At 38.2% G+C, this 22,553-nt stretch carries 22 protein-coding genes; 3 read left to right on the plus strand and 19 right to left on the minus strand.

All coding sequences use genetic code 11. The features are described from left to right. Nucleotides 1-280: 280 nt before the first annotated feature. A complete protein-coding gene (locus ACEVFT_RS05365) occupies nt 281-1,165 on the minus strand; it encodes a nucleotidyltransferase-like protein (protein WP_205445579.1) in 885 nt (294 codons plus the stop codon). A gap of 149 nt (nt 1,166-1,314) precedes the next feature. Between ACEVFT_RS05365 and ACEVFT_RS05370 the strand changes: the two genes are divergently transcribed. Further along, nucleotides 1,315-1,668: a YgzB family protein gene (locus tag ACEVFT_RS05370; RefSeq protein WP_205445581.1), complete on the plus strand. Its 354-nt coding sequence runs from the start codon at nt 1,315-1,317 to the stop codon at nt 1,666-1,668. A gap of 23 nt (nt 1,669-1,691) precedes the next feature. Here the strand turns inward: ACEVFT_RS05370 and perR are convergent, their stop codons facing one another. From perR to bcp, 3 genes are all read right to left on the minus strand, one after another. Further along, entirely contained in the window at nt 1,692-2,135 is a 444-nt protein-coding gene (perR, locus tag ACEVFT_RS05375) for a Fur family transcriptional regulator (protein WP_205445582.1), read from the minus strand. Nucleotides 2,136-2,255: 120 nt separating this feature from the next. Beyond that, nucleotides 2,256-3,200: a D-2-hydroxyacid dehydrogenase gene (locus ACEVFT_RS05380; RefSeq protein ID WP_205445584.1), complete on the minus strand. Its 945-nt coding sequence runs from the start codon at nt 3,198-3,200 to the stop codon at nt 2,256-2,258. Then, nucleotides 3,197-3,673 (minus strand): thioredoxin-dependent thiol peroxidase, encoded by a 477-nt coding sequence (bcp, locus tag ACEVFT_RS05385; RefSeq protein WP_205445586.1) that lies wholly within the window; start codon nt 3,671-3,673, stop codon nt 3,197-3,199. The genes ACEVFT_RS05380 and bcp overlap by 4 nt, the downstream gene beginning before the upstream one ends. A gap of 129 nt (nt 3,674-3,802) precedes the next feature. Between bcp and ACEVFT_RS05390 the strand changes: the two genes are divergently transcribed. Then, the gene (locus ACEVFT_RS05390) at nt 3,803-5,089 is read left to right on the plus strand and encodes a glutamate-1-semialdehyde 2,1-aminomutase (RefSeq protein ID WP_205445588.1); all 1,287 of its coding nucleotides are present in this window, start codon (nt 3,803-3,805) and stop codon (nt 5,087-5,089) included. A gap of 135 nt (nt 5,090-5,224) precedes the next feature. After that, on the plus strand, nt 5,225-6,313 hold the full coding sequence (locus ACEVFT_RS05395) for an FUSC family protein (RefSeq protein WP_205445590.1): 1,089 nt from the start codon (nt 5,225-5,227) through the stop codon (nt 6,311-6,313). Between the two features lie 129 nt (nt 6,314-6,442). On the opposite strand, the gene ACEVFT_RS05400 is transcribed toward ACEVFT_RS05395, so the two are convergent. From ACEVFT_RS05400 to ACEVFT_RS05470, 15 genes are all read right to left on the minus strand, one after another. Continuing rightward, on the minus strand, nt 6,443-7,477 hold the full coding sequence (locus ACEVFT_RS05400) for a toxic anion resistance protein (protein ID WP_393948593.1): 1,035 nt from the start codon (nt 7,475-7,477) through the stop codon (nt 6,443-6,445). Between the two features lie 22 nt (nt 7,478-7,499). Further along, nucleotides 7,500-9,131 carry a YceG family protein gene (locus ACEVFT_RS05405; RefSeq protein WP_393948595.1) on the minus strand — a complete coding sequence of 544 codons (1,632 nt, stop codon included), beginning with the start codon at nt 9,129-9,131 and terminating at the stop codon, nt 7,500-7,502. Nucleotides 9,132-9,228: 97 nt separating this feature from the next. Continuing rightward, nucleotides 9,229-10,041, minus strand: a complete 813-nt coding sequence (locus tag ACEVFT_RS05410) for an HAD family hydrolase (protein WP_393948597.1) — start codon at nt 10,039-10,041, stop codon at nt 9,229-9,231. An 11-nt stretch (nt 10,042-10,052) separates the two neighbouring features. After that, nucleotides 10,053-11,153 carry a cysteine protease StiP family protein gene (locus ACEVFT_RS05415; protein ID WP_393948600.1) on the minus strand — a complete coding sequence of 367 codons (1,101 nt, stop codon included), beginning with the start codon at nt 11,151-11,153 and terminating at the stop codon, nt 10,053-10,055. Continuing rightward, the gene (locus ACEVFT_RS05420) at nt 11,150-12,511 is read right to left on the minus strand and encodes a phosphoribosyltransferase family protein (RefSeq protein WP_393948603.1); all 1,362 of its coding nucleotides are present in this window, start codon (nt 12,509-12,511) and stop codon (nt 11,150-11,152) included. Before ACEVFT_RS05420 ends, ACEVFT_RS05415 begins: the two co-directional genes overlap by 4 nt. Further along, nucleotides 12,492-13,685: an HpcH/HpaI aldolase/citrate lyase family protein gene (locus tag ACEVFT_RS05425; RefSeq protein ID WP_205445598.1), complete on the minus strand. Its 1,194-nt coding sequence runs from the start codon at nt 13,683-13,685 to the stop codon at nt 12,492-12,494. Before ACEVFT_RS05425 ends, ACEVFT_RS05420 begins: the two co-directional genes overlap by 20 nt. A gap of 83 nt (nt 13,686-13,768) precedes the next feature. After that, nucleotides 13,769-14,515 (minus strand): TerC family protein, encoded by a 747-nt coding sequence (locus ACEVFT_RS05430; RefSeq protein ID WP_393948605.1) that lies wholly within the window; start codon nt 14,513-14,515, stop codon nt 13,769-13,771. A gap of 35 nt (nt 14,516-14,550) precedes the next feature. Next, the gene (locus tag ACEVFT_RS05435; protein WP_393948607.1) at nt 14,551-15,126 is read right to left on the minus strand and encodes a TerD family protein; all 576 of its coding nucleotides are present in this window, start codon (nt 15,124-15,126) and stop codon (nt 14,551-14,553) included. Between the two features lie 33 nt (nt 15,127-15,159). Continuing rightward, a complete protein-coding gene (locus ACEVFT_RS05440; protein ID WP_048394760.1) occupies nt 15,160-15,741 on the minus strand; it encodes a TerD family protein in 582 nt (193 codons plus the stop codon). A gap of 30 nt (nt 15,742-15,771) precedes the next feature. Further along, nucleotides 15,772-16,389, minus strand: coding sequence for a TerD family protein (locus ACEVFT_RS05445; RefSeq protein ID WP_205445599.1), 618 nt, complete (start codon nt 16,387-16,389; stop codon nt 15,772-15,774). Nucleotides 16,390-16,674: 285 nt separating this feature from the next. Beyond that, nucleotides 16,675-17,571, minus strand: a complete 897-nt coding sequence (gene nikC / locus ACEVFT_RS05450) for a nickel transporter permease (protein WP_205445601.1) — start codon at nt 17,569-17,571, stop codon at nt 16,675-16,677. Nucleotides 17,572-17,583: 12 nt separating this feature from the next. Further along, the gene (locus ACEVFT_RS05455) at nt 17,584-18,588 is read right to left on the minus strand and encodes an ABC transporter permease (RefSeq protein WP_205445602.1); all 1,005 of its coding nucleotides are present in this window, start codon (nt 18,586-18,588) and stop codon (nt 17,584-17,586) included. Nucleotides 18,589-18,813: 225 nt separating this feature from the next. Continuing rightward, a complete protein-coding gene (locus tag ACEVFT_RS05460; RefSeq protein WP_205445604.1) occupies nt 18,814-20,430 on the minus strand; it encodes an ABC transporter substrate-binding protein in 1,617 nt (538 codons plus the stop codon). Nucleotides 20,431-20,460: 30 nt separating this feature from the next. Next, a complete protein-coding gene (locus tag ACEVFT_RS05465) occupies nt 20,461-21,441 on the minus strand; it encodes an ABC transporter ATP-binding protein (RefSeq protein ID WP_205445605.1) in 981 nt (326 codons plus the stop codon). Then, entirely contained in the window at nt 21,416-22,429 is a 1,014-nt protein-coding gene (locus tag ACEVFT_RS05470; RefSeq protein WP_205445606.1) for an ABC transporter ATP-binding protein, read from the minus strand. The genes ACEVFT_RS05465 and ACEVFT_RS05470 overlap by 26 nt, the downstream gene beginning before the upstream one ends. Nucleotides 22,430-22,553 lie beyond the last annotated feature (124 nt).

Raw genomic sequence — 22,553 nt, forward strand, 5'->3', positions numbered from 1 at the left:
CCGAAGCTAGCTACTTAAAACTTTATTGATTACGTTTTGCTTGTTCAGTTTTCAAGGTTCATTGTTTAAGTCGTTTTTCAGCGACTCCTTTATATTAACATCTCATTCAAAACATGTCAACAACTTTTTTAAAAAGTTTTTTGTGTTTCTTTCTGAGTTGTTCGTTATGTCTTAGCGACAATTAATATAATACAATACTAAAATACCATCCGTCAACTACTTTTCTAAAAAAAATATCGAGGTATTTTTAAATACCTCGATTACAAGCATACTACAGTCATTACCCCATTTCTAGAGCATCTTTATTTACCTTGTAATGACGGTGAAATATTCTATCATTTTTCGCAGCAATTGGTTCTATTTGAATATAGCCTTTATCCACTAAATACTCAACAAACACTTCTAGATCTACTGAGTAATTTACGAGCTCATGATGGTCATGCAGTTCTTGAATGGTCCACATTTCTTTTGTTTGCATAACTTCTAATATATGCTGTGCTCCATCTCGTGTACGAGAGTGAATTAAAAACTCACTTGCTAAAAACAACAATTCTAAGCGCTTTTCTATTGGTTCATTACTTGTCACTAGCTCTTCATACAGCTTATAGATAGCCGGCTCAATTTTTTTCACTTGTGCCCAAACAGTTACTTCAGGATACAGGCCACTATCGATAATAGATAAACGGCCTAGATGATGTAGAGAATCAACAACGTGATTATAAGCATCTAAGTAACTTCCTTTATCGAAGTATTCTTTCCCTTCCAAATAGCGCCGAATTAACTTTGAAAATTGAATACCTGTTTTAATTTTACGGCCGCTATACGGAAATTCCTGCAATTCTATTTTTAATTTATGCAGAAACTCATTCCGATCAAATAGTACTCTACCGAAGAATATCCAATCGACGACCTTCCTATTTGAACCGATGAGTAACCATTTGCGAATTAATTTCTCCGTAACAGTATGTAGAGCGATTTTATTTCCTTCATATAAGTAATGTTTTGAAAAGACTGGTTGCTCTGCTTCTTTTACGATAATGAGTAAAACTGTATCAAATGTATCTGTAACGTTACTTTGTTCTTCACGCTTTTCCACTAAAATTACGCCTAATGTATTCGACTGACTCGCACGTTCTTGATATATTGGACGCAGTACTTGCTCCATGTTCAGCCCCCCTTTATTCATATAGGTTCTTTTGTTCCGTTAAAAATTCGACATACTCTAAAAGTATTCCTTCTTTCATTCAGTTCAAAGCTAAAATACTTTGCCCTTATATGTTATAGTAGATTTTAGATTGGGAGGCAAGATGAAATATGAAACCTTATAAAAGTAAAATTAATAAAATACGTTCATTCGCATTAGCACTAATCTTTTTTGGTTTTATTGTCATGTACGGAGGCATTTTCTTTAAAAATAGCCCGATATTAGTTTTAATTTTCATGTCTTTAGGTGTTCTTTGTATTATCGGTAGTACAGTTGTATATGCTTGGATCGGATTACTATCAACAAGAGCTGTTCAAGTTGAGTGTCCTAATTGCCATAAACATACAAAGGTTTTAGGCCGAGTAGATATGTGCATGTACTGCAATGAGCCATTAACACTTGATCCTACTCTAGAAGGTAAAGAGTTTGATCAATCCTATAATAGTAAAACAAAAAAATCCTAGCCCTTTTTTAAGAGCTAGGATTTTTATTGTACTTTTGCAGTAGCTGCTTTACATGATGGACAAGTGCCGTATATCTCTAAACGATGCGAATGCACATCAAAGCCTGTTACCTGTGATGCAAAATGCTCTATTTCGTCGAGTCCAGGATAATGGAAATCGACGATCTTACCACAGCATTCACAAATCATATGGTAATGATCGTTTGTCACGAAATCAAAGCGACTTGAAGCATCCCCGTAAGTTAGCTCTTTCACAAGACCTACTTCACGAAATACACGCAGGTTGTTATAAACAGTCGCTACACTCATATTAGGGAACTTGCCCTCAAGTGCTTTATAAATTTCATCGGCAGTAGGATGTGCCATTGATTGAATTAGATATTCCAAAATAGCATGACGCTGAGGAGTAATACGTACACCAGTTGTTTTCAACGTGTCCAGTGCATCTTGTAAATGCGTTGCAGACATCGTCATGCACCTCTTCCATAAGTATTATTAATTTATAATTGTTATAAATAGTGTATCCAATTCGTACTACTTCGTCAACAATCACACATTGCTTATTCTCAATAAATCAATGGTTATTCCTTAATATCCTCTTGATAAATCCATAACATTTTCTAAATCAGTGTCACCCTTTAGCCATTTTATTAGGCTTGGCTTGAAAATTTCTAAGCTGCGCTCAACATAACGAGAAGAATGACTTGATACATGAGGTGATACTATGACATTTGGTAATGTCCATAATGGATTGTCAGATGACAGAGGTTCCTCTTCAAATACATCTAAAACTGCGTGTCCTATTTGCTTTGTTTCAATCGCTTGAATGAGCACCTTTTCATCAACTAAATTACCTCGACCAAAATTCATGAAAATCGCACTATTTTTCATTGCGGCAAAATGCGCTTCTTTTAATAAATGGGTCGTTTCTTTTGTTTTTGGTAGCACAGAAATAACAATATCCGCATTAGGTAGCGCTTCTTTTAAATGGGCAAAGCTAATCATCGTATCCATATAAGCCGCTTCTTTTCCCGAGCGGTTACAGCCAATCGTCTTCACGCCAAAAGCTTGCAATAAACGCCCAACTTCCGAACCAATGGCACCTGGTCCCAAAATAAGTGCCGTACTATCTCGTAATTCCGTTTGCTGCGCTTTTTTCGACCATTCACCTTTCTTTTGCTGCTCATACACCCAAGGCAAAGCTCGTTTAATCGCTAAAATATGGGCGAGCATCGACTCAGCCATAGGTGTTTTATGAATGCCACGAACATTTGAGACTAGAATCCCACGTTCGATAATAGCCTGAGCTGGCATTTTTTCTATACCCGCCGATGCAACGAAAATCCATTTTAACTTGGTCGCATATTGAATACTTTCTTCTGTTAAATCTTCACCATATGTAACTAATACATCCGCTTGTTGAAGCTCTTCATTTGATAAGCCCTTTTCGAAGATAAATTCAACCTGTGGAAATTCTGCTAATAATGGCTCTCTTAAATCTGGTCTAGGTTCAAATGTAAAATAGATTCTCATTGTGCTGCCTCCTGTTCTGCTAAATATGTGTAAACTTCTTCAATATGATTTTTTACTCGAACTTTACGCCAAGCTTTTACAAGCTTACCCTCCGTATCAATTAAAAACGTTGAACGCTCTATGCCCATATATTCACGTCCATACATTTTCTTTAAAACCCATACATCATATGCTTCAGCAATTGCATGATCCTCATCAACTAATAATGAAAATGGTAAACCATGCTTATCAATAAATTTTGTATGTTTGTTTGCATTATCTGGGCTAACACCAAGAACAACAGCATTTAAATGACTGAAGTCCTCAAATTTATCGCGAAAATCACATGCCTCTGTCGTGCAGCCTGGTGTCATATCCTTTGGATAAAAGTATAAAATAACATTCTTTCCTTTAAAATCAGCTAAATGCACCATCTCGCCCTTTTCATTCATTAGAGAAAAATCCGGCGCCTTTTGTCCTTCTAGTAAAGTCATACAATCTCCTCCTCTGTAGGTTCTATTTTACTCTAAGTAACAAATCAAGTCATATCTCTTAATTTCTTTGGATTTCTTACAGCGATAGGTCTACAATAGATTACGTATAAAAAGTTAGGAGGCAATTCTATGAATCATGCAAAATCTGAAGCAATACATGCAGAGGCATTACAGCATATTGTTGGTGGTGTAAACAGCCCTTCTCGTTCATATAAAGCAGTAGGTGGCGGTTCTCCTGTAGCTATGGCTCGAGGAAAAGGCGCTTATTTTTGGGATGTAGACGGCAATCGTTATATCGACTATCTAGCAGCATATGGACCAATTGTTACTGGTCATGGCCATCCTCATATTGCAAAGGCCATAACGCATGCAGCTGAAAATGGTACATTATTTGGGACGCCGACTGAATATGAAGTTACTTTCGCAAAAATGTTAAAGGAAGCCATTCCTTCAATGGATAAAGTGCGTTTTAACAACTCTGGTACAGAGGCTGTTATGACAACGATTCGTGTGGCACGTGCCTATACAGGGCGTACAAAAATCATGAAATTTGCTGGTTGCTACCACGGTCACTTCGATTTAGTATTAGTAGCTGCAGGATCAGGTCCAGCAACATTAGGAACACCAGACTCAGCAGGTGTGACAACTTCGACTGCTGAAGAAGTTATTACTGTACCTTTTAATAATCCTGAAGCCTTTACAGAAGCCATGAATAAATGGGGCGAAGAGATTGCAGCTATTTTAATCGAGCCAATTGTAGGAAACTTTGGTATTGTTGAACCGCATCCTGGCTTCCTTGAATTAGTACACGCTACTGCAAAAGAAAAAGGGGCCTTAACGATTTACGATGAAGTCATCACGGCCTTCCGCTTCCACTATGGTGGCGCTCAAAATTTACTTGGCCTCACACCTGATTTAACTGCACTTGGTAAAGTTATTGGTGGTGGTTTACCAATCGGTGCATATGGCGGACGTAAAGAGATTATGGATACTGTTGCCCCACTCGGTCCAGCCTACCAAGCAGGTACGATGGCTGGAAATCCCGCATCTATGCAAGCGGGTATTGCCTGCCTAGAAGTGCTACAAACACCAGGCATTTACGAGGAAATGGATAGACTGGGTGGAATTTTAGAAGAAGGCATTTTAGCTGCTGCTAAAAAACATGACGTAACCATCACGTTAAATCGTCTCAAAGGGGCGCTGACTATTTACTTTACAGACGTGAAAGTAGAAAACTATGAGCAAGCTGAAAACTCTGACGGTGAAATATTCGGACGCTTCTTTAAACTTATGCTTGAACAAGGCATTAATCTAGCTCCTTCTAAATATGAAGCATGGTTCTTAACAACTGAGCATACAGAAGCAGACATTCAGGAAACAATTAAAGCAGTAGATACTGCGTTTTCACAATTGTAATCATGACAATAAAAAGGCGACTTGCTAGTAGAAGTCGCCTTTTTATTATTCATCCGTGCAAATCTATGTATTTTATGAGCACTTCCTTCTATAATGTAAAGAAGCTAAAAAATATTAGACAGAAAGGACATCTTTATGAAATTAGGTGCCCGTGTATTTAAAACTGGTGTAGCTATCGTATTTGCATTATTTATAGCAGAGTTGTTAAAACTGCCTTCACCTGTTTTTGCTGGAATTGCAGCCATTTTTGCTATTCAGCCTTCTATTTATCGTTCTTATCAAACCATTGTAGAGCAAGTACAAGCGAATATTATAGGTGCGACAATTGCCGTCATTTTCGGCTTACTTTTTGGTCATCATGTTGTTGCCATTGGTATAGCCGTCATAATAGCTATTGGTTTAATGTTGAAGTTTAAACTTGAAAAATCACTTTCGCTAGCGTTGGTATCAGTCGTAGCTATTATGGAATTTCAAGGGGATGACTTTTTAACGTTTGGTTTGATACGCTTTGTTACGATATTAGTTGGGGTATTAGCAGCATTTGTTGTTAACCTTGTGTTCTTACCACCAAAATATGAGATAAAACTATTTCGCAAAATTTATATTTTACAAGATGATATTATTCGTTGGACACGACTGGCTGTACGTCAAGCTTCTGAGCATACATCCACAAAGACAGCATTAAGTAAGTTTAAGAACCGTATGTTACGAGTGGATACGCTGTATGATTTATATAAGGAAGAGCGTAATTACTTTAAAAATAAAAAATATGTGAAAGCACGCAAACTAGTAGTCTATCGACAAATGATTTTAACTTCCAAGAAAAGCTTGGAATTGCTACAGCGTTTGCATAATCACGAAAACGAATTAGCTCAGCTCCCTACACAATTTCACTTAATGATTCAGGAGAGACTGGATTCCTTGCTAACGTACCACGAACAATTGCTGTTAAAATATACAGGGAAATTAAAACCTGAGCATTCCGAGTGGAGTAAAAGCATCGACTATGTCCAACGTAATGAATTAATGGAAATTTTCATTAAACAAGTCAACTTTGCTCGTGAAGAGGGCGATACGGAGTTTTCTAGCTATCACCTACTCTATATTTTATCGCGTATTTTAGATTATGAGGAAAACCTAGAACATCTAGATACACTCATCGTGTCCTACCAAAGCTATCATGGACATGAAATCAATGTAGAATTTGAAGAAGAATTCATTTAGCTAGCATTTTATGGCAACAGATTACCTTGATTCAGGGGGGCTTTTGAACACCCATTGAATGAAGATCACTCTGTTGCTTTTTCTATACAAAAAAACCTCCAAGTAGTGATCTACTTAGAGGAATAGAAGCTAATGACGCAATGTTAACAGTTGTTGCTCAGCTTGCTGGCGTTTGACCGTTTGCTCATCACGTAATTGCTGATAATTGGCAATACCTGAAACAATAGTATCCCACATTTCTTCAAGAGTCTGCGTTGTGCTTGATTGTTGAGCCATGGCAGTACTTAGTTGCACTGCTTCATTGCTGGCTCCTCCAAATTGCTTCATACGGTTTTCAAACGCTGATGCAGATTGACTTTGTAATTGTTGACGCCTGTCATTCACTGCATTTATTAACCCCATTTTAAAAACAGGGATGGTCTTAACAAAAGCACCATTAATCTGTTCAATCAATTCACGATTGCCATTTCGTAGCATCTCGATTTGAGGGGCTGTTATAATCGCCACCATACGCGATTTATCTAACTCATCTATTTTTTGCTGGAGGAACTCTGCAATTGCTTGCAAACGATTTAGCTCCATTTTCGCCAGCTGATTACCTGCGTCGCTCTGTTTTTCATACATCGGAATCAATGTTGTTTGGACCTCATGTAGTTTCATATCAGTTGCTACGATATACTTTTCTAGTTCAAGGTAGTACATTAGGTCTTCTTGATATAAGCGTGCAAGTACTCGATTATCCTTTGCTAATTCCTCTTCCATCAGCACAAATTGATAATGGATTTTCTCAATATCTCTACCCAGTCCATTGTATTTCGTAAATAGATCGCCATCATTTTTAGTCTTACGTGCAAATAGCTTTTTAAAAAAGCCCTTTTGTTCAGCAAAATCTTGTTTGTCGAATGTCTGCATAAGTGCTTCAAGCTGCTTAAATAATTCATTTGATTCGAAAGTTGTTGACTGGGTGATGATAGCTAAAATTTGATCGGCAAATGTAGCTAATTTTGTTGCTGGCTCTTTTCCCAATGCCAATAGATCTACCTGATTTTTTATATTGATTTGATTGGCAATTTGCTGTACCTCTGCATGGTCCCGTAGCTGTTCTTTGACGGCTTCTGCTGTTTCCAGTGTCAGCTGCTCCAGCGTCAACGAGTTATTTGACATTCGTGTCGCCTCCTTCCTATCATCAGAAAAAACGATTAAAGAGTTTTTTTATGATTTTGTCGGGTGCTTTTTTTTGCTGCTTTGGTTCTTCATAGTGCAAGTCAAATAGCATATGTTCTAATCGGTGTACATCATAACTATCCTCTTGCAAATGCTTTTCTAAATCTAGTTGACCTGTCGGATTGTAAAAAACAATATCCATACCAAATCGATTTAAAAAGGCCAATAACGCCATATCCTCACGTGATAATGCTGGTTGTTGAGGTGCTTGGTATAATACCAGCTTCGGTACCTCTTGGGAATAATCAAAGCTTTGTAGTAATCGTAGAATCTCCTGTGGAATCATCGTCATTTGTTTAAATAAAAATAACTGTAAATCATATAAGGTCTCATTTGGTTGTTGTTTCAGCATGGGCTGCTCACAGGAATTTTTTATCGTGTGGGCAATCGCACGCTGTAGCTCCAATGTTAACTCACCATATTGCCACCAATCACTTTGCATAATACGCTCTACTGACAGCTCTCCATTCACTAGGCAATGCTTATAGTGAAAGTGGAAATTGGCTCTGCTCGTTGCTGCATAAGGGAATTTCTGGACAAAAACAGTTTGCGGATTTGCTAATAACTGATGCATATAATGCCAGTATTCTTCACGTTGGCTCGAAACCCCACTAATTTTTGCAAATATGACTGGAATGGCAATCTCATCCCCAACCACTTCAAACTGTGGTCGAACCAAAGCTTTCTCTTTTGCATAAATAAAAATATCATCATATGTCATCCGTAATGTTAAGGAACGCGGCATAAAATCTTTAAACTGCCAAGGCTTATAAACACCTGATTGCTGATCATGCATTAATTGTTCAAAATGCTGACTAGAACGATATCCGACCGTTGCCTGCCGGTCACGCAACTTATCAGGGAATGGCTGTAAAGTTGTTTGATTGGTATATGCATAAGTGATGGAGAATGTATCATTAGGATCTATCTCTGCCAATTCATCTATTTTAGCTGGATGAAAAATCAATACATCACAGCCAAGCTCCATTAATAGTAATAAAAAATAGCGCTGACTAAGAGTTGCTTCCCCGTACCAAACAACTTTAGGAAAATCATCTGTTGGTTTCATGGATTTTGTCCATAGAATCCAATGGTTTTTTAGCCATTTCACCATATCAATTAAAAAACGGCGAAAGTCATTTGCTAGTAAACCTAACGATTGCTGTTTTTGAAAGAGCTCTACTACTTTAATGGTTGCTAACTGTAAATGGCGATTCATTACACTGTCATCATGCTTAGGAATTAATTGATAGCCATACATCATTGCCACTAAACGATTAATAGATAGTCCTTGTGGTGTTTGTTGATGCTGCGAAAGGATCGTTTGTATTGCTTGAAAGTCTTTTGGTTCAATATGTTTATTTAATTCCTCACTTAAAATATGGATGTTAGCGTTTTGTGACAATGTAAATAATGAATTGAAATAATCATCTTCTTCGATTGGTACGCCTAATACACGAACAGCAATTCTACTAAAGCTCACTTGTTGCTCTGTTATTTCATAAAATGCACGATCCTTTGGTGAATCTTGAAACGCCTGTAGCCAATCATCAGGATGACGCTCCAACACTGATTTAATTGTGATTGTTTGCATACAAACGCACCTCCTAAAAATCATCCTCAGCCTATGCTGAAGCATTCATTTGTCATTGAACGCCTCTACCTAATGACAACGAAAAATATTTGAACATCTATACGACCGTTTGTTGTGAAGCCATTTGTAAAACCGTTTCCAATAGGTCTTTTGTAAATGCTTCACCATTGTGAGGCGAGTAAGTTGTATTTTGTAAAACTTTTGGCTGTTTATCCTTTAAATCTCCATGATTTGGTGTATAAGCTAAATCAGCCATTGCAAGCATTCCATAATCCATAATAGAATCACCTGCTGCGATATGCACATCATATGTACAGAACTCTTTTATATATTCTATGGCCGCTTCCTTTGTCAGTACCTTAGGCATAAAATATAATTTTTTACCTTGTAGAAGCACATACCAACCATGAACATCGAACTCTTGAATCATTGCTTGTAATTCATCGGACGGTAAAATTTCAATATCCACATGATGTACGTAAAAAAGATCATCTATATACAAAGAGCGTTGTAGCCATGTATCAGATTTAACCCTATCAAATAGCTTTAGCATATCCTTACGAGGGATCGAAGAATCTTCAATACGTCTAGACAATGTTTGCGTCCATTTTTCATATGGCTGACCCTTTTCTACTATTGTACCCCCATTGCTTGTAATTGCAAAAGCAGGGCATAAATCATGAATAAAATGGATTCTCTTATATTGATGCAATGCTCTTGTCGTAACAGGTACAAATAATGTTTGTTGGTGTACCTGTTGCAATAGGGGTGCTGTTGCCTGTGTCATCATACTCATTGCTTTTTCAGCCTTGTGTTCAACGACCATTGTCTCTGTAGCGGGCGGAAACATCTCCATCATGCGTTTAGAATAAATAAGTGTTCGATCTAAATCAGATGTAAATAGTATCATCATATTCTCCTCTATAATTCTTTGATTAAACCACAACATGCATAGGACATATTTGAATATTCTTCAACCAATACATTTTTTTCCTGCGCTAGTAATAAAATATGTTTCAATTCATGCATGTACTGTGGATTAATTAAAATCTTCCAAGGTATCCTTCGCAGCAAAACTCTTGTTGTTTCACCAACACCTGGCTTAATGAAATGAATATTATCAATACCAAAATCTCGTTGAATTGTTTGCACGGATTTCATACCCTCCCAAGTAATCGGGGAGGTGTCTTGCTCTTGAATTTGTTGCACAATTGTACTTTGCACTTGTTCAAAACATGTGACGATACGTTCTATGTACAGCTTTGAGACATCTACGGCCTCTAATTCTTTATAGTATTTTGCACCATGAAAGTCGTTCGCATCCATAAACTGCAAATTTAACACCGTTCTACTCACCAATCCAGATACAGTCGAATTTAAACAAGCAGATGGTATTAAAAAATCCTCACGAGTTCCATAAATAGCAGCACAATGTCCCGGATCAGCCAAAACAGCTAAATCAGCACTTAACTGTTTTTGATATTGTAAATTAAACTTTTGGCAGGATTGGATTAATTCATTGGTAATTGCCCCTTTTCCTGTCCAACCATCAATAAATTGAAGACATCCTAGAGGGTGCTGAGTCAAAATATAACGAATCGCCGTTTCATCAAACCCGCGACCACGCAGTATAGAAATGGAGTAATGTGGGACATTCACACGATAACGCATGGATATATACCGTTTGATTAAAATGCCAATAGGTGTACCTGCACGAGCTAAACTCACAATTATTAAATTTTCTAACCCTCTAGTCTCAATGATTTGTTCTGCTACCACTCCAACGGCGATTGCTATTCTTTCTGCATGAGCATCTAGCGCTTTATAAAAAAGATTCATGTAGGTATTGGATGGTTGTTTCTCCACTGGCAGCATTTCAGAATAATGGATGCCTGATTGAATGAGCTGTTCACGTTTTTCATTATCCATTTCAAGAAATGCACTTCCAATATCACGCAATAAAAAAATAACGTCCTCTGGTGCATAACTCCCCATTTTATCTGGCTGCAAAGTCGATATCATCGTTCTACCTCCAATTCATCCATACAAATCACGTATACTTTTGCGTTAGTGGCTTCTTGTAATGCCTTTACCACACGAGCAACTACCTCTTTACTTGCTATACGTTCCACAATGAAGAAAAGTTCCGTGTAGGACAGGCTTTGTAGATTATATAAATAATTAGTAACCCCGTTATTCTCTGGACTCTCAAAGGCTATTTTTTCGGTAATCGTATATCCTAAATCGTCAGTACAATAGATTGGACTTCGAGTAGTTGATTGAAAATAAACATCATTTCCTAAATAAGAGGCAATTTGCATAGGAACATACATGAACTCACCCGTGCCAATAACAAGCGCTGGACCATTTGTTCTTAGCTCTTGTAATTGCTTAGCGATAGCTTGTAACGATTTCTTTTGTGCAACATGCTGGTTTGACGTGAGCAAAAACCTCCCTGTCGCTACTAGATAAGACTGATTATTTACTAAACCATTCTCAGCGACAGATCGATAGAATTTTCGATCAACAGGCACTTGAATTGGCCATAGTGCCATGTCCTCTGCAGCCTGTGTTCGTAAATTTGGCTGCATGCTTGTTAAGCTTGGAATACCTGAACAGCTAAAATTCCCGCACATAATGGAGATGAATTCGATAGAGATATCCCATTGTACTTCTAATTGCTTAAAGATTGATTGCTGCTGCTCAGAACGCCAATCTAAAATAGATAGTACCGCATATTGTTTCACTAAAGGAAACTTCTGTCTTAATGTCTCAATAATATTAATGACCGTATTTCCAGTAGTAATTTCATCATCTATTAACACAATGCGCTTAGCTTGCAGTAAAAATTCTGGCTCCTCCGTATAAATTCTATGGCTTGTCGCATGTGAATGTTCCTCCTCGAACGTAATAAACGGTTCAAAGTCAGGAAGCACTTCCCTTGTTGTGTGGATATACATAGCATTCGAATGGAAGGCATTAAATACTGCATGACCAAGTGCTGTAGCCGTCTCAGCAAACCCAATAAACAATGTCTCTTCCGTTAACTCTATGGTTCCTTCTACGGATTTTTGTACTTCATCCAAATTTGCTCTGTCTTTTAAAGCTTTTACGACAGCTGACAAAGCCATCTCCTTTTGTCCAGTAAGTTGCTGCTGATACAGCATAGCTAAAAGAGTTCCTGTCAGTAAGGGGATTTGCGGACGCACAGCCAAATGTTTGCCTAGAACCGTACTTACAAACAAAAATTGTCTCTTTTTATTAATCCGAGCTGCCATTCTAAACAGATCGGTTAGCGCAAAATTATGCGGATTGTAGGTCATTTCAATATCAATTGAATAATTCGGTAAAATGCTTAATTTACTCATTTGTTGTTGCATACACACTACCACCTATTTCAGACTGTAATAAAAGTGAGGCAAAATCGACAGATTCATGATAAACACCATAGACATGAGCCTGTTTTAATATTCGCTGTGCCCATCTCATATGTGGCTTGATTTCATTCATCTTATTGGCATAGTGACTTTTCATAACACCTTTACGTCCATCATTATTTTCTATAATACTTAGCGCATCTAGATATTCCTCATACGAAATGGCATAGAGGGCATGCACAACACGAATATGGCTCGGATGAATAATTGTTTTTCCCACTATGCCATTTTGTTTATCCATTAAAACTTCTTTCATTAATCCATCTAAACAATCATCTAACAACGCTTTCCTTGCATCGAGAGCACCTTTCTCACTAAATGGCGTCACTCTTAATGTGGGCTTTAATACACGCTGATTATTAAAATACTCCCACACAGGCCCCGATATAATAAACCCATCTTCCTCACGACCTAAGACATTGACAATATCTGCGATACAATCTCGAATCACACTAATATCATAAATGGTGGAGTCCATACGGCGACGAATTCCGTAAATACCACAGAAATCCGTGGCACCAATTCGTACATTTAATACACGGGCTCTGTAATGATGTAGAACTTCTTTAATGCCTAATAATGCTTCCATACGAGATTCCTTATATAGTACCTCACGACTCTCTAAAATCGGCATACCATATAAAATCAAATCATTTTCTAAAATGGTTTGTTCAAGCAACTCAAAATACCGTGCACCCTGTTCTGCAGTAAACTTCGGAAAGACATAGCCTGTTAATATTTCCTGCTTTTTCCCTAAAGCAGTCGTTAACTTTTGAAATTGCTCAACATGTCGTACTCGAATAAAAAGTAATGGGAGCTCCTGAAGCAATAGCTGTTTTTGCTGATAGAGTGCATATAATTCACTAATATCCTCGATCAACTTAGCTTCACAATCTACTAACTCTGAATCTCCTACTGCATCCTCCAAATCAATGACGAGTGATGTGAGTTCCTTATATTTTTGTGACCGGATCAAACTCACAATCGTAGGCATGGAAGCGGGCATATACAAAGTCGCACCTAGGGCATACGACAAAATATCTGGCGATTCCCACTTAGTAAATGGCTGTGGCTTCTTATAAAATATCGTATCTGCTTCTGTTGCAAAGTGTTGCATCTAATCCTCTCCCCAATAACTATGCCTTTTGTGAAAAAAGCACTGTATCAGCCTGTTCCACACAGACCAATACAGTGCCTTGTTTACACTGCTGTTTTCTTATTCAACTTGTGAACAACAAATGTTAATAAGAATGCAGCAATTAAAATAATAAAGAAGATTTCATGTGAAAGATGGTAGCCAAAAATACTAGCAAACATTTTCAGTGCAATAATGGCTATTAAAATATAGGCAGTCGTTTCAAGCTCTGGTACTCGTTCGATTAATGATAGGAATACACCAGCGATGGTACGCATCATGATAATGCCTAAAATGCCTCCTAATAATAGAACCCATACTTGATCTGAGATCGCAAATGCCGCCAAAATAGAGTCTACTGAAAAGGCAATATCCATTAATTCAACTGAAATAACAGTCGCCCAAAAAGTACCAAAGACACGAACCATCCAACCCGTCTTTTTAAACTCGTGTGCTTCTCCTTCATCAGTGCTTTTATTTTTAAAGTGCAGTATGACTAACCACATTAAATAAGTCGCTCCAATTACTTTAACAATAGAGAATTTTACGAGATATACACCAATACCGATGAAGAGAAATCGGAAAAAATAAGCCCCAAACATCCCATACATTAATGCTTTTCTTCGCTGACGTTGCGGTAAATGCTTAACAAGCACCGCTAAAACTAGCGCATTGTCTGCAGACAATAGGCCCTCCATAATAATCAACGAAAAAATAAGGCCCCATGATACTGGATCTGTTAAAACCTGTCCCCACATCTGCCAGTTAAAAAACTGTGCATATGTATTTAATATCTCGTTTATTACATCCACACAAAATCCTCCGTCATGTACCTATATCCTACTAGTTACTGTAGTCCATATGCATTGATTAATGCAGCTAGACCACCCTGGTAACCTGAGCCTACTGCAGCAAATTTCCACTCACCATTATGACGGTACAGTTCACAAAATACTACGGCTGTTTCAATACTGAAGTCTTCTCCTAAATCGTAACGCAATACCTCTGATCCCGACTCTTCGTTCGTCAATCGAACATAGGCATTTAAGACTTGTCCAAAGTTTTGACGACGCCCCTCTGCATCGTAAATCGTTACCGTCACGACAATTTTTTCAATTTGAGGTGATACTTGCTTTAAGTTGACAAGAATTTTTTCATCATCCCCATCTCCTGCACCTGTACGATTATCACCCGTATGGACAACAGATTGGTCTGGGCTCGCTAAATTATTATAGAAGATAAAGTCCTGTTCATTACGACATTTTCCTGAAGCATCTAGTAAAAATACAGATGCATCCAGGTCAAAGTCTTGTCCACCATCAAATTGCTTTACATCCCAGCCTAACCCAATGCCAATGCTATTTAAGCCTGGATCTTGCTTGGTTAAATCGATACGTTGCCCTTTACTTAATTGTATAGCCATTCAAAATCTCCCTTTCTGTTCAAAGATGAAATTTTAGTTTACACTTAAGCCATAATCATTACATAGAGCAGCTAAACCACCTTGGTAGCCAGCGCCAATCGCATTAAATTTCCATTCCCCGTTATGACGGTATAATTCCCCTACAACAATAGCTGTTTCAATACTGAAATCCTCACCTAAATCATAGCGAATAATTTCTTCGTTGGAAGCAGCATTCATAATACGAATATAGGCATTAGACACCATGCCAAAGTTCTGACTGCGAGACTCTGCATCATGGATTGTTACAGTGAAGGCTAGTCGCTGAACATGTGCAGGTACTTGAGTTAATGCCACTTTCACCACTTCATCGTCACCTTCGCCTACACCCGTTAAATTATCGCCTGAATGCTCAACTGAGCCATTACCACCTGTAGTATTGTTATAAAAAATAAAATCATTTTGATCTGCTACTTTGCCTGTATCAGCAAGTAAAAATACAGATGAGTCTAAGTCAAAATCATGACCACCATCATATTTATTTGTATCCCAGCCTAAACCTACCACAACATTTGTTAATCCTGGATTTGTTTTTGTTAAATCTACCTTTTGACCTTTTTGTAGTGAAATGCCCATAATTTTTATTCCTCCTATTTAGTCAATTATTTATTGATATCTTCGAACAACGTCGCCAAGCTTTATGTCATTTGTTCCCGTACCAACCGCAGCAAACTTCCATTCATTACTATGACGGTAAATTTCTCCACATACTAAAGTCGTTAAATTCGAATAATTATCAGTTAAATTATAGCGAATTAGTTCACTTCCTGTCCTGTCATCATACACACGAATATATGCATTATGAATCATGCCGAAGTGTTGATTGCGACCTGCCGCATCATAAATGTTTACAACAAACACAAGCTTGTTATATTGCGTAGGTACAGATGATAGCTCAATTGTAATTACCTCATCATCACCATCGCCATCACCTGTTAAATTATCACCTGAGTGTCGAACAGAACCACAGCTACTTGTTAATTTCCCGAAATAAACAACATCGTCACCCGCTACAACCTTATCATCCTGTAACATTAATACCGAAGCATCACAGTCGATACTTCTGCCACTGCCACTATTTCTACTGGAAAATAAACCTCCTAAAAAGCCGCCACTTTTCTCTTGACTTACAGGGTCCCACCCTAAACCTACTTTAATTTTATTTAAACCTGCGTTACCTTTTGTTAAATCAACTCTTTGTCCTTTTTGTAAATTTATCCCCAACTCTAACACCCTCCTCAAATATGTATTTCAAACGAAAGATTTTATGGTAAGCAATAATCTACTAAGCTAAAAGATTTCTACTTAAATTAAGTCTAAAATAACGTGACAAAAAATTCAATTAATGGCTCCGAAAAGGTGTTTTACTTATTTTTGAAAGCCGTTCATACATTCTATATGTCTTAGAACGTTTTTGCGTTAAAAATGTTCCTTTTATATCCATTTGTACGTTTCGCCAAAACAGCTGAAAAAACCTTCTAACTTGTAGAAGGCTATTGTTCCTATTTACTAACTTTTCATTTTTGGATCAAGTGCATCGCGTAGTCCATCACCCATTAGATTAAAGCCTAGAACGGTTAACATAATAGCTAGACCAGGGAAAATCATCGTCCACGGAGCATTTAATAAAAACTTCCGTGCATCCGCCAGCATTTTTCCCCATTCTGGTGCTGGTGCTTGTGCTCCTAATCCTAGGAAACCTAATGCCGCAGCTTCAATAATAGCTGTCGCAATCGCTAGTGTCCCCTGCACAATTATTGGAGTTATGGAATTTGGCAAAATATGAGAAAAAAGAATTCGTGCATCACGCATGCCAATTGCTTTTGCTGCTACAATATATTCCTCTTCCTTGACGCTTAAAACTTTAGAGCGGATTAAGCGCCCAAAATTCGGTACGTTAATAATGGCAATGGCGATTAATGCATTTTGTAAAGATGGACCCAACACTGACACTACTGCAATCGCTAGTAGCATACTAGGGAAAGCTAGCATAATATCAAAAATACGCGAAATAATCGTATCAATCCATTTTCCATAATAGCCTGCAATGATGCCAAGTAAACTGCCAATTATGACGGATAAAATAACTGAGAAAAAGCCTACCCATAACGAAATCCTTGCACCATGAATGATTCTCGAAAAGATATCCCGTCCAAAATCATCCGTTCCAAACCAATGATCAGCGGATGGTGCCAGTAAACGCTTTGTTAAATTTTGTTCATTGATGCCCTGTGGTGCAATGTATGGACCAATGACAGCCAGTAAAATAAAAAATATAACAATTCCTGCTCCTACGAGGGAAACTTTGCTCTTCTTAAAGCTACGCCAACCTTCGAGCCATGGACCTACTGCCTTTTCTCGAACTGGTGCTGCTTCTTTTTTTATATCGATTGCTCCAGTCATCATTGCAACTCCCTTCTATTTGTATTTAATACGTGGATCGACTACTGTGTACAGTAAATCCACGATTAGGTTAATCATGATGAAAATAAATGCAACGATTAGAATACCTGATTGAATAACGGGATAATCCCTGAAGCCAATCGCATCATAAATATAACGACCAATTCCTGGCCAACTAAAAATCGTCTCTGTTAAAATGGCTCCACCTAGCAGTAATCCTGTTTGTAGACCAATTACCGTTAACACAGGAATAACCGCATTCTTTAATGCATGCTTATAAACAACAATAAACATTTTTTGGCCTTTTGCCCTTGCAGTTCGTACATAATCTGAGCGCATAACTTCCAGCATTGAAGACCTTGTGATTCTTGCGATGATAGCCATCGGAATCGTTGCAAGTGCTACTCCTGGTAATATTAATCGCTTTATGACTTCGACGAATTGATCAAAGCGACCTTGAATGAGCGTATCTAGTAAATAAAAATGGGTTATGGCGGTTATTGGATTTCGCACATCTTCTCGACCAGAGGTAGGCAGCCAACCAAGCTTACTACTAAATGTCCACTGCTCCATTAAGCCAAGCCAGAACACAGGTACAGAAACACCGATTAATGCTATAATCATCGCTGTATAATCAAACCAAGAATTTTGGAACCATGCAGAAATAATCCCGGCATTCACACCAATAACGATCGCAATAATCATCGCAAATAGTGCAAGTTCGGCCGTTGCTGCTAAGTATGGAAAAATTTCTTCTGATACAGGTAGTTTCGTACGTAGGGAAACCCCTAAATCTCCCTGAAAAATACCTGCTAAGTAACTAAAATATTGTGTATACCACGGCTTATCTAATCCTAAACTTGCGTTTAACGCCTCGACCGCCTCTTTTGTCGCCTGTTGTCCTAAAATAACTTGTGCTGGATTTCCAGGAATTGCTCGTATCAACATAAAGACGATAAAAGTCATTCCAAGCAAAACTGGGATTAGTTGAAGTAAACGTCTCCCCATATAGTGAAGCATTTTCATCACCTCTCTATGATTTTCATAATCTACTTTGAAGTCTTTATATACTGTTGAAAGGTTGAGCCTTCACTAAACGGTTTTGAATGTTTAGTTGAGTTCTTTCATACAGGAAATAATCATTATCGTTACTTGAAAAGAATCTGCGAGATTTCCACGGCTTACCCGCAGAAAAGCAAGCAGATTCTTCACATTTCTTTGTTCAATTAAAAATGATGAGATTTACTATTGAATATCTACTGCATCTAAACGGTCAGAGCCAGTAGGATGCGCAATATAATTCGTCACTTTCACGTTAGCAGCTAAAATTGGTGTTGAGTGAGCAAGTGGAACCCATGGAGCATCCTCAGAAATAATTACTTGAGCTTGCTTATAAAGTTCATTACGCTTGTCCTCATCAATTTCAGTTTGAGCTTTAACAAAAATTTCGTGTAATTTAGGATTATCATAGAATGTATAGTTATTAGAGCCAATATTATCGGCGTCTAATAATGTGTATAGGAAGTTATCCGCATCTCCATTGTCGCCTGTCCAGCCAAGTAGGAACGCATCTGCTTCACCATTTTGTGCTTTCTCTAAATACGTAGCCCATTCAAATGACACAATTTTAGATTTAATGCCCACATCTTCTAAATTCTTTTGAATCGCTTCTGCCACTTTTTGACCGTCTGGCATGTATGGACGTGGTACTGGCATTGCCCAAAGCTCAATTTCCTTACCATCATAGCCTGCTTCAGCAAGTAATGCTTTCGCCTTTTCAGGATCATACGTGTAGCCTGTAACGTCATCGTTGTAACCAGAAATTACTGGTGGCATTGGGTTTTTCGCTGGCTCAGCTAGCCCCTCATAAAATGCATCCACTAATGCTTGTTTATCAATTGCATAGTTAACTGCTTGACGCACTTTTACATTATCAAAAGGAGGACGAGTAACTGTTAAACCAAGATAACCAACGTTCATAGATGGACGCTCGATTAACTGTAAATTAGCATCGCCTTCAATTGTTGCTTTATCAGATGGGCTTAAGCCATCAGCTACATCAATATTGCCTGCTAATAAATCATTTAAACGTGCAGAGTTTTCTGGAATAGAACGATAAATCACTTTATCTAATTTAGGATAGCCATCAATATAGTAATCTGGATTTTTTTCAATTGTGATTGAATCATTACGTACCCAGCTTACAAACTTGAATGGACCTGTTCCTACAGGATTTGCAGATAAACCTTCTTCATCTGCTTCAAATGCAGTTGGAGAAGCAATCGCGAATGGAGACATTGCTAAATTTTTCAGGAATGGTGCTTGTGGTTGGCTTAATTTAAAGACAACTGTGTAGTCACCCTCTGCAGTTACTGATTCAATTACTTGCTTGTCACCAACGACAAATTGTGAACTAAAATAAGGGTGTTTATCCGCACCTGATTTCCAACGTTCAATATTCTTAACAACAGCCTCAGCATTGAAATCTGTGCCGTCATGGAATTTCACACCTTCTTCTAGCTGGAAAGTATACGTTAAACCATCCTCTGATGCCTCCCATGATTTTGCTAAGCCTGGTTGAATCGTTACATCTCGTTCACCAAAGTTTACTAATGTTTCATAAATATTAGCTGTTACCGTGAAGGATTCACCGTCTGTAACAACAGCAGGGTCTAGTGCTACAGAATCTCCACCACGACCATACACTAAAATTTTTGGTTCTCCACTGCCAGCTGTATCGCCACCAGTTGAAGTATCTTTACTACCCGTATCCTTAGTATCTGAGCCGCCACAAGCCGCTAAGATTGTCGAGAGAATAAGGAGTAGCATTACACCTAAAGTCCAAAACTTCTTTTTCTTCATCGAATTTCCCCCTATGAGTTTTTATATCATTTAATGTTGGAGTGCCTCATAAAGATGGCAAGCAACATAATGACCCGGTTTCACTTCTTGCATTTTAGGTACTACCTGTGAGCACTGTTCCTTTTTAAATGGACATCTCGTATGGAACGTACAACCGCTTGGCGGGTTTGATGCACTTGGAATATCTCCTGTAATAATAATCTGTTCCCGTTCAAACGTAGGATCTGGAACAGGAACCGAAGATAAAAGTGCCTGTGTATATGGATGAAGCGGTTCAGCATATAAGTCCTCACTCGCTGTCAACTCTACTAATTTACCTAAATACATAACGCCAACACGATTACTGATATGGCGAACTACCCCTAAATCATGGGAAATAAAAATATAAGTCAGCTTTAAATCTTTTTGCAGCTTTTGCAATAAATTCAAAACCTGTGCCTGGATGGACACATCGAGCGCAGATACTGGCTCGTCCGCAATAATTAAGCGTGGATTGGTCATTAAGGCTCTAGCAATGCCGATACGCTGCCTTTGCCCTCCACTAAATTGGTGCGGATAACGCTTGATATGATATTCATTCAATCCAACAATCTCAAGTAGCTCCAACACTTTCTGTTTGCGCTCCTTGGCATTACCTATCCCATGAACAATAAGAGGCTCCTCTAATATTTTGCCGATGTTATGGCGTGGATTCAGCGAGGCATAGGGATCCTGAAAAATCATTTGAATATCTCTACGTGCTTTCCTCATTTCATTGTTGGATAATTCTGAAATCATTTTACCTGCGAATTCTATCTTACCTCCAGTTGGCTCTAGTAAGCGCATTAACAAGCGACCCGTTGTCGATTTACCACAGCCTGATTCGCCAACAATCCCTAATGTTTCTCCTTCAAATACTTCAAATGAAACATCATCTACTGCCTTTACATCTCCCGTATGCGAATTAAGGACTCCCTTTCGAATCGGAAAATACTTTTTTAACCCCTCAACCTTTAATAGCGCTTTCGACACGTTGCTCCACCTCCTGCTTCTCTAGTAAAAAACATCTCGATTTATGATTCTCAGCTGCCTCAAATAAAGGTGGTGTTTCCTGTAAACAACGTTCCATCGCATACTCACAGCGTGCTGCAAAACGACAGCCAACCTGAATACTTCCTGGTTTCGGTACACTCCCAGGAATGGAGTATAGATTATCCTTTTTATAACGCATATCAGGTACTGATTGAATGAGTCCTTGCGTATAGGGATGTTTAGGATTAGTGAAAATTTCATGAATCGGTGCCTCTTCCACTATTTGTCCTGCATACATAACAATCACTCGCTCACAAGTTTCTGCGACAACACCCAGATCATGTGTAATTAACAACACAGCTGTATTCAAGCGTTTATTCAAGTCTTTCATAAGCTGTAAAATTTGGGCTTGTATCGTAACATCCAATGCAGTTGTAGGCTCGTCCGCAATTAATACCTGAGGATCACAGACAAGTGCCATAGCAATCATCACACGTTGACGCATACCACCAGATAGCTGATGTGGGTAATCCTTTAGCAATTCCTCAGCACGTGGTAGACCCACAAGCTTCATGATTTCAACCGCTCTTGCAAACGCTTCCTTTTTCGACCATTTTGGATTATGGATTAATATCGCCTCTTTTAACTGGTCACCAATCGTAAACAGAGGGTTTAGCGAAGTCATTGGCTCCTGAAAAATCATTGCAATGTCTTTACCACGTATTTTTTGCATTTGTTTATCCGTACATTTAGCAATATTTCTGCCATCTAGCAAAATTTCTCCACCTGTTATTTTTCCTGGTGGTGATGGAATTAATCCCATGATGGACAGCGACGTAACACTTTTACCACTTCCCGATTCTCCTACAATCCCTAAAATTTCTCCTTCATGGACAGAAAAATCGATATCGTCTACAGCAGGAATTTGCCCATTATCTGTGAAAAAGGTCGTTTTCAAACCTTTTATTTCTAGTAGTTTTTTCCTCATGTGTAACGCCCCACCCTACCTATATTTTACTTAAATGTATAATAATATTAATAGAATACTATAACTTTCGTTAAATTCCTTATTTTCAGATAATTCTAACTAAAAATCCCGACTCTTTCAATCA

The sequence above is a fragment of the Lysinibacillus sp. PWR01 genome, from assembly GCF_043359455.1.
Classification (GTDB): Bacteria; Bacillota; Bacilli; order Bacillales_A; family Planococcaceae; genus Lysinibacillus; species Lysinibacillus fusiformis_F.

Excerpts from the sequence above, each read along its gene's own strand:
- ACEVFT_RS05365 (WP_205445579.1), bottom strand. The coding sequence starts at position 1,165 with ATGGAGCAAGTACTGCGTCCAATATATCAAGAACGTGCGAGTCAGTCG.
- ACEVFT_RS05370 (WP_205445581.1), top strand. The coding sequence starts at position 1,315 with ATGAAACCTTATAAAAGTAAAATTAATAAAATACGTTCATTCGCATTA.
- perR (WP_205445582.1), bottom strand. The coding sequence starts at position 2,135 with ATGTCTGCAACGCATTTACAAGATGCACTGGACACGTTGAAAACAACT.
- ACEVFT_RS05380 (WP_205445584.1), bottom strand. The coding sequence starts at position 3,200 with ATGAGAATCTATTTTACATTTGAACCTAGACCAGATTTAAGAGAGCCA.
- bcp (WP_205445586.1), bottom strand. The coding sequence starts at position 3,673 with ATGACTTTACTAGAAGGACAAAAGGCGCCGGATTTTTCTCTAATGAAT.
- ACEVFT_RS05390 (WP_205445588.1), top strand. The coding sequence starts at position 3,803 with ATGAATCATGCAAAATCTGAAGCAATACATGCAGAGGCATTACAGCAT.
- ACEVFT_RS05395 (WP_205445590.1), top strand. The coding sequence starts at position 5,225 with ATGAAATTAGGTGCCCGTGTATTTAAAACTGGTGTAGCTATCGTATTT.
- ACEVFT_RS05400 (WP_393948593.1), bottom strand. The coding sequence starts at position 7,477 with ATGTCAAATAACTCGTTGACGCTGGAGCAGCTGACACTGGAAACAGCA.
- ACEVFT_RS05405 (WP_393948595.1), bottom strand. The coding sequence starts at position 9,131 with ATGCAAACAATCACAATTAAATCAGTGTTGGAGCGTCATCCTGATGAT.
- ACEVFT_RS05410 (WP_393948597.1), bottom strand. The coding sequence starts at position 10,041 with ATGATACTATTTACATCTGATTTAGATCGAACACTTATTTATTCTAAA.
- ACEVFT_RS05415 (WP_393948600.1), bottom strand. The coding sequence starts at position 11,153 with ATGATATCGACTTTGCAGCCAGATAAAATGGGGAGTTATGCACCAGAG.
- ACEVFT_RS05420 (WP_393948603.1), bottom strand. The coding sequence starts at position 12,511 with ATGCAACAACAAATGAGTAAATTAAGCATTTTACCGAATTATTCAATT.
- ACEVFT_RS05425 (WP_205445598.1), bottom strand. The coding sequence starts at position 13,685 with ATGCAACACTTTGCAACAGAAGCAGATACGATATTTTATAAGAAGCCA.
- ACEVFT_RS05435 (WP_393948607.1), bottom strand. The coding sequence starts at position 15,126 with ATGGCTATACAATTAAGTAAAGGGCAACGTATCGATTTAACCAAGCAA.
- ACEVFT_RS05440 (WP_048394760.1), bottom strand. The coding sequence starts at position 15,741 with ATGGGCATTTCACTACAAAAAGGTCAAAAGGTAGATTTAACAAAAACA.
- nikC (WP_205445601.1), bottom strand. The coding sequence starts at position 17,571 with ATGATGACTGGAGCAATCGATATAAAAAAAGAAGCAGCACCAGTTCGA.
- ACEVFT_RS05455 (WP_205445602.1), bottom strand. The coding sequence starts at position 18,588 with ATGCTTCACTATATGGGGAGACGTTTACTTCAACTAATCCCAGTTTTG.
- ACEVFT_RS05460 (WP_205445604.1), bottom strand. The coding sequence starts at position 20,430 with ATGAAGAAAAAGAAGTTTTGGACTTTAGGTGTAATGCTACTCCTTATT.
- ACEVFT_RS05470 (WP_205445606.1), bottom strand. The coding sequence starts at position 22,429 with ATGAGGAAAAAACTACTAGAAATAAAAGGTTTGAAAACGACCTTTTTC.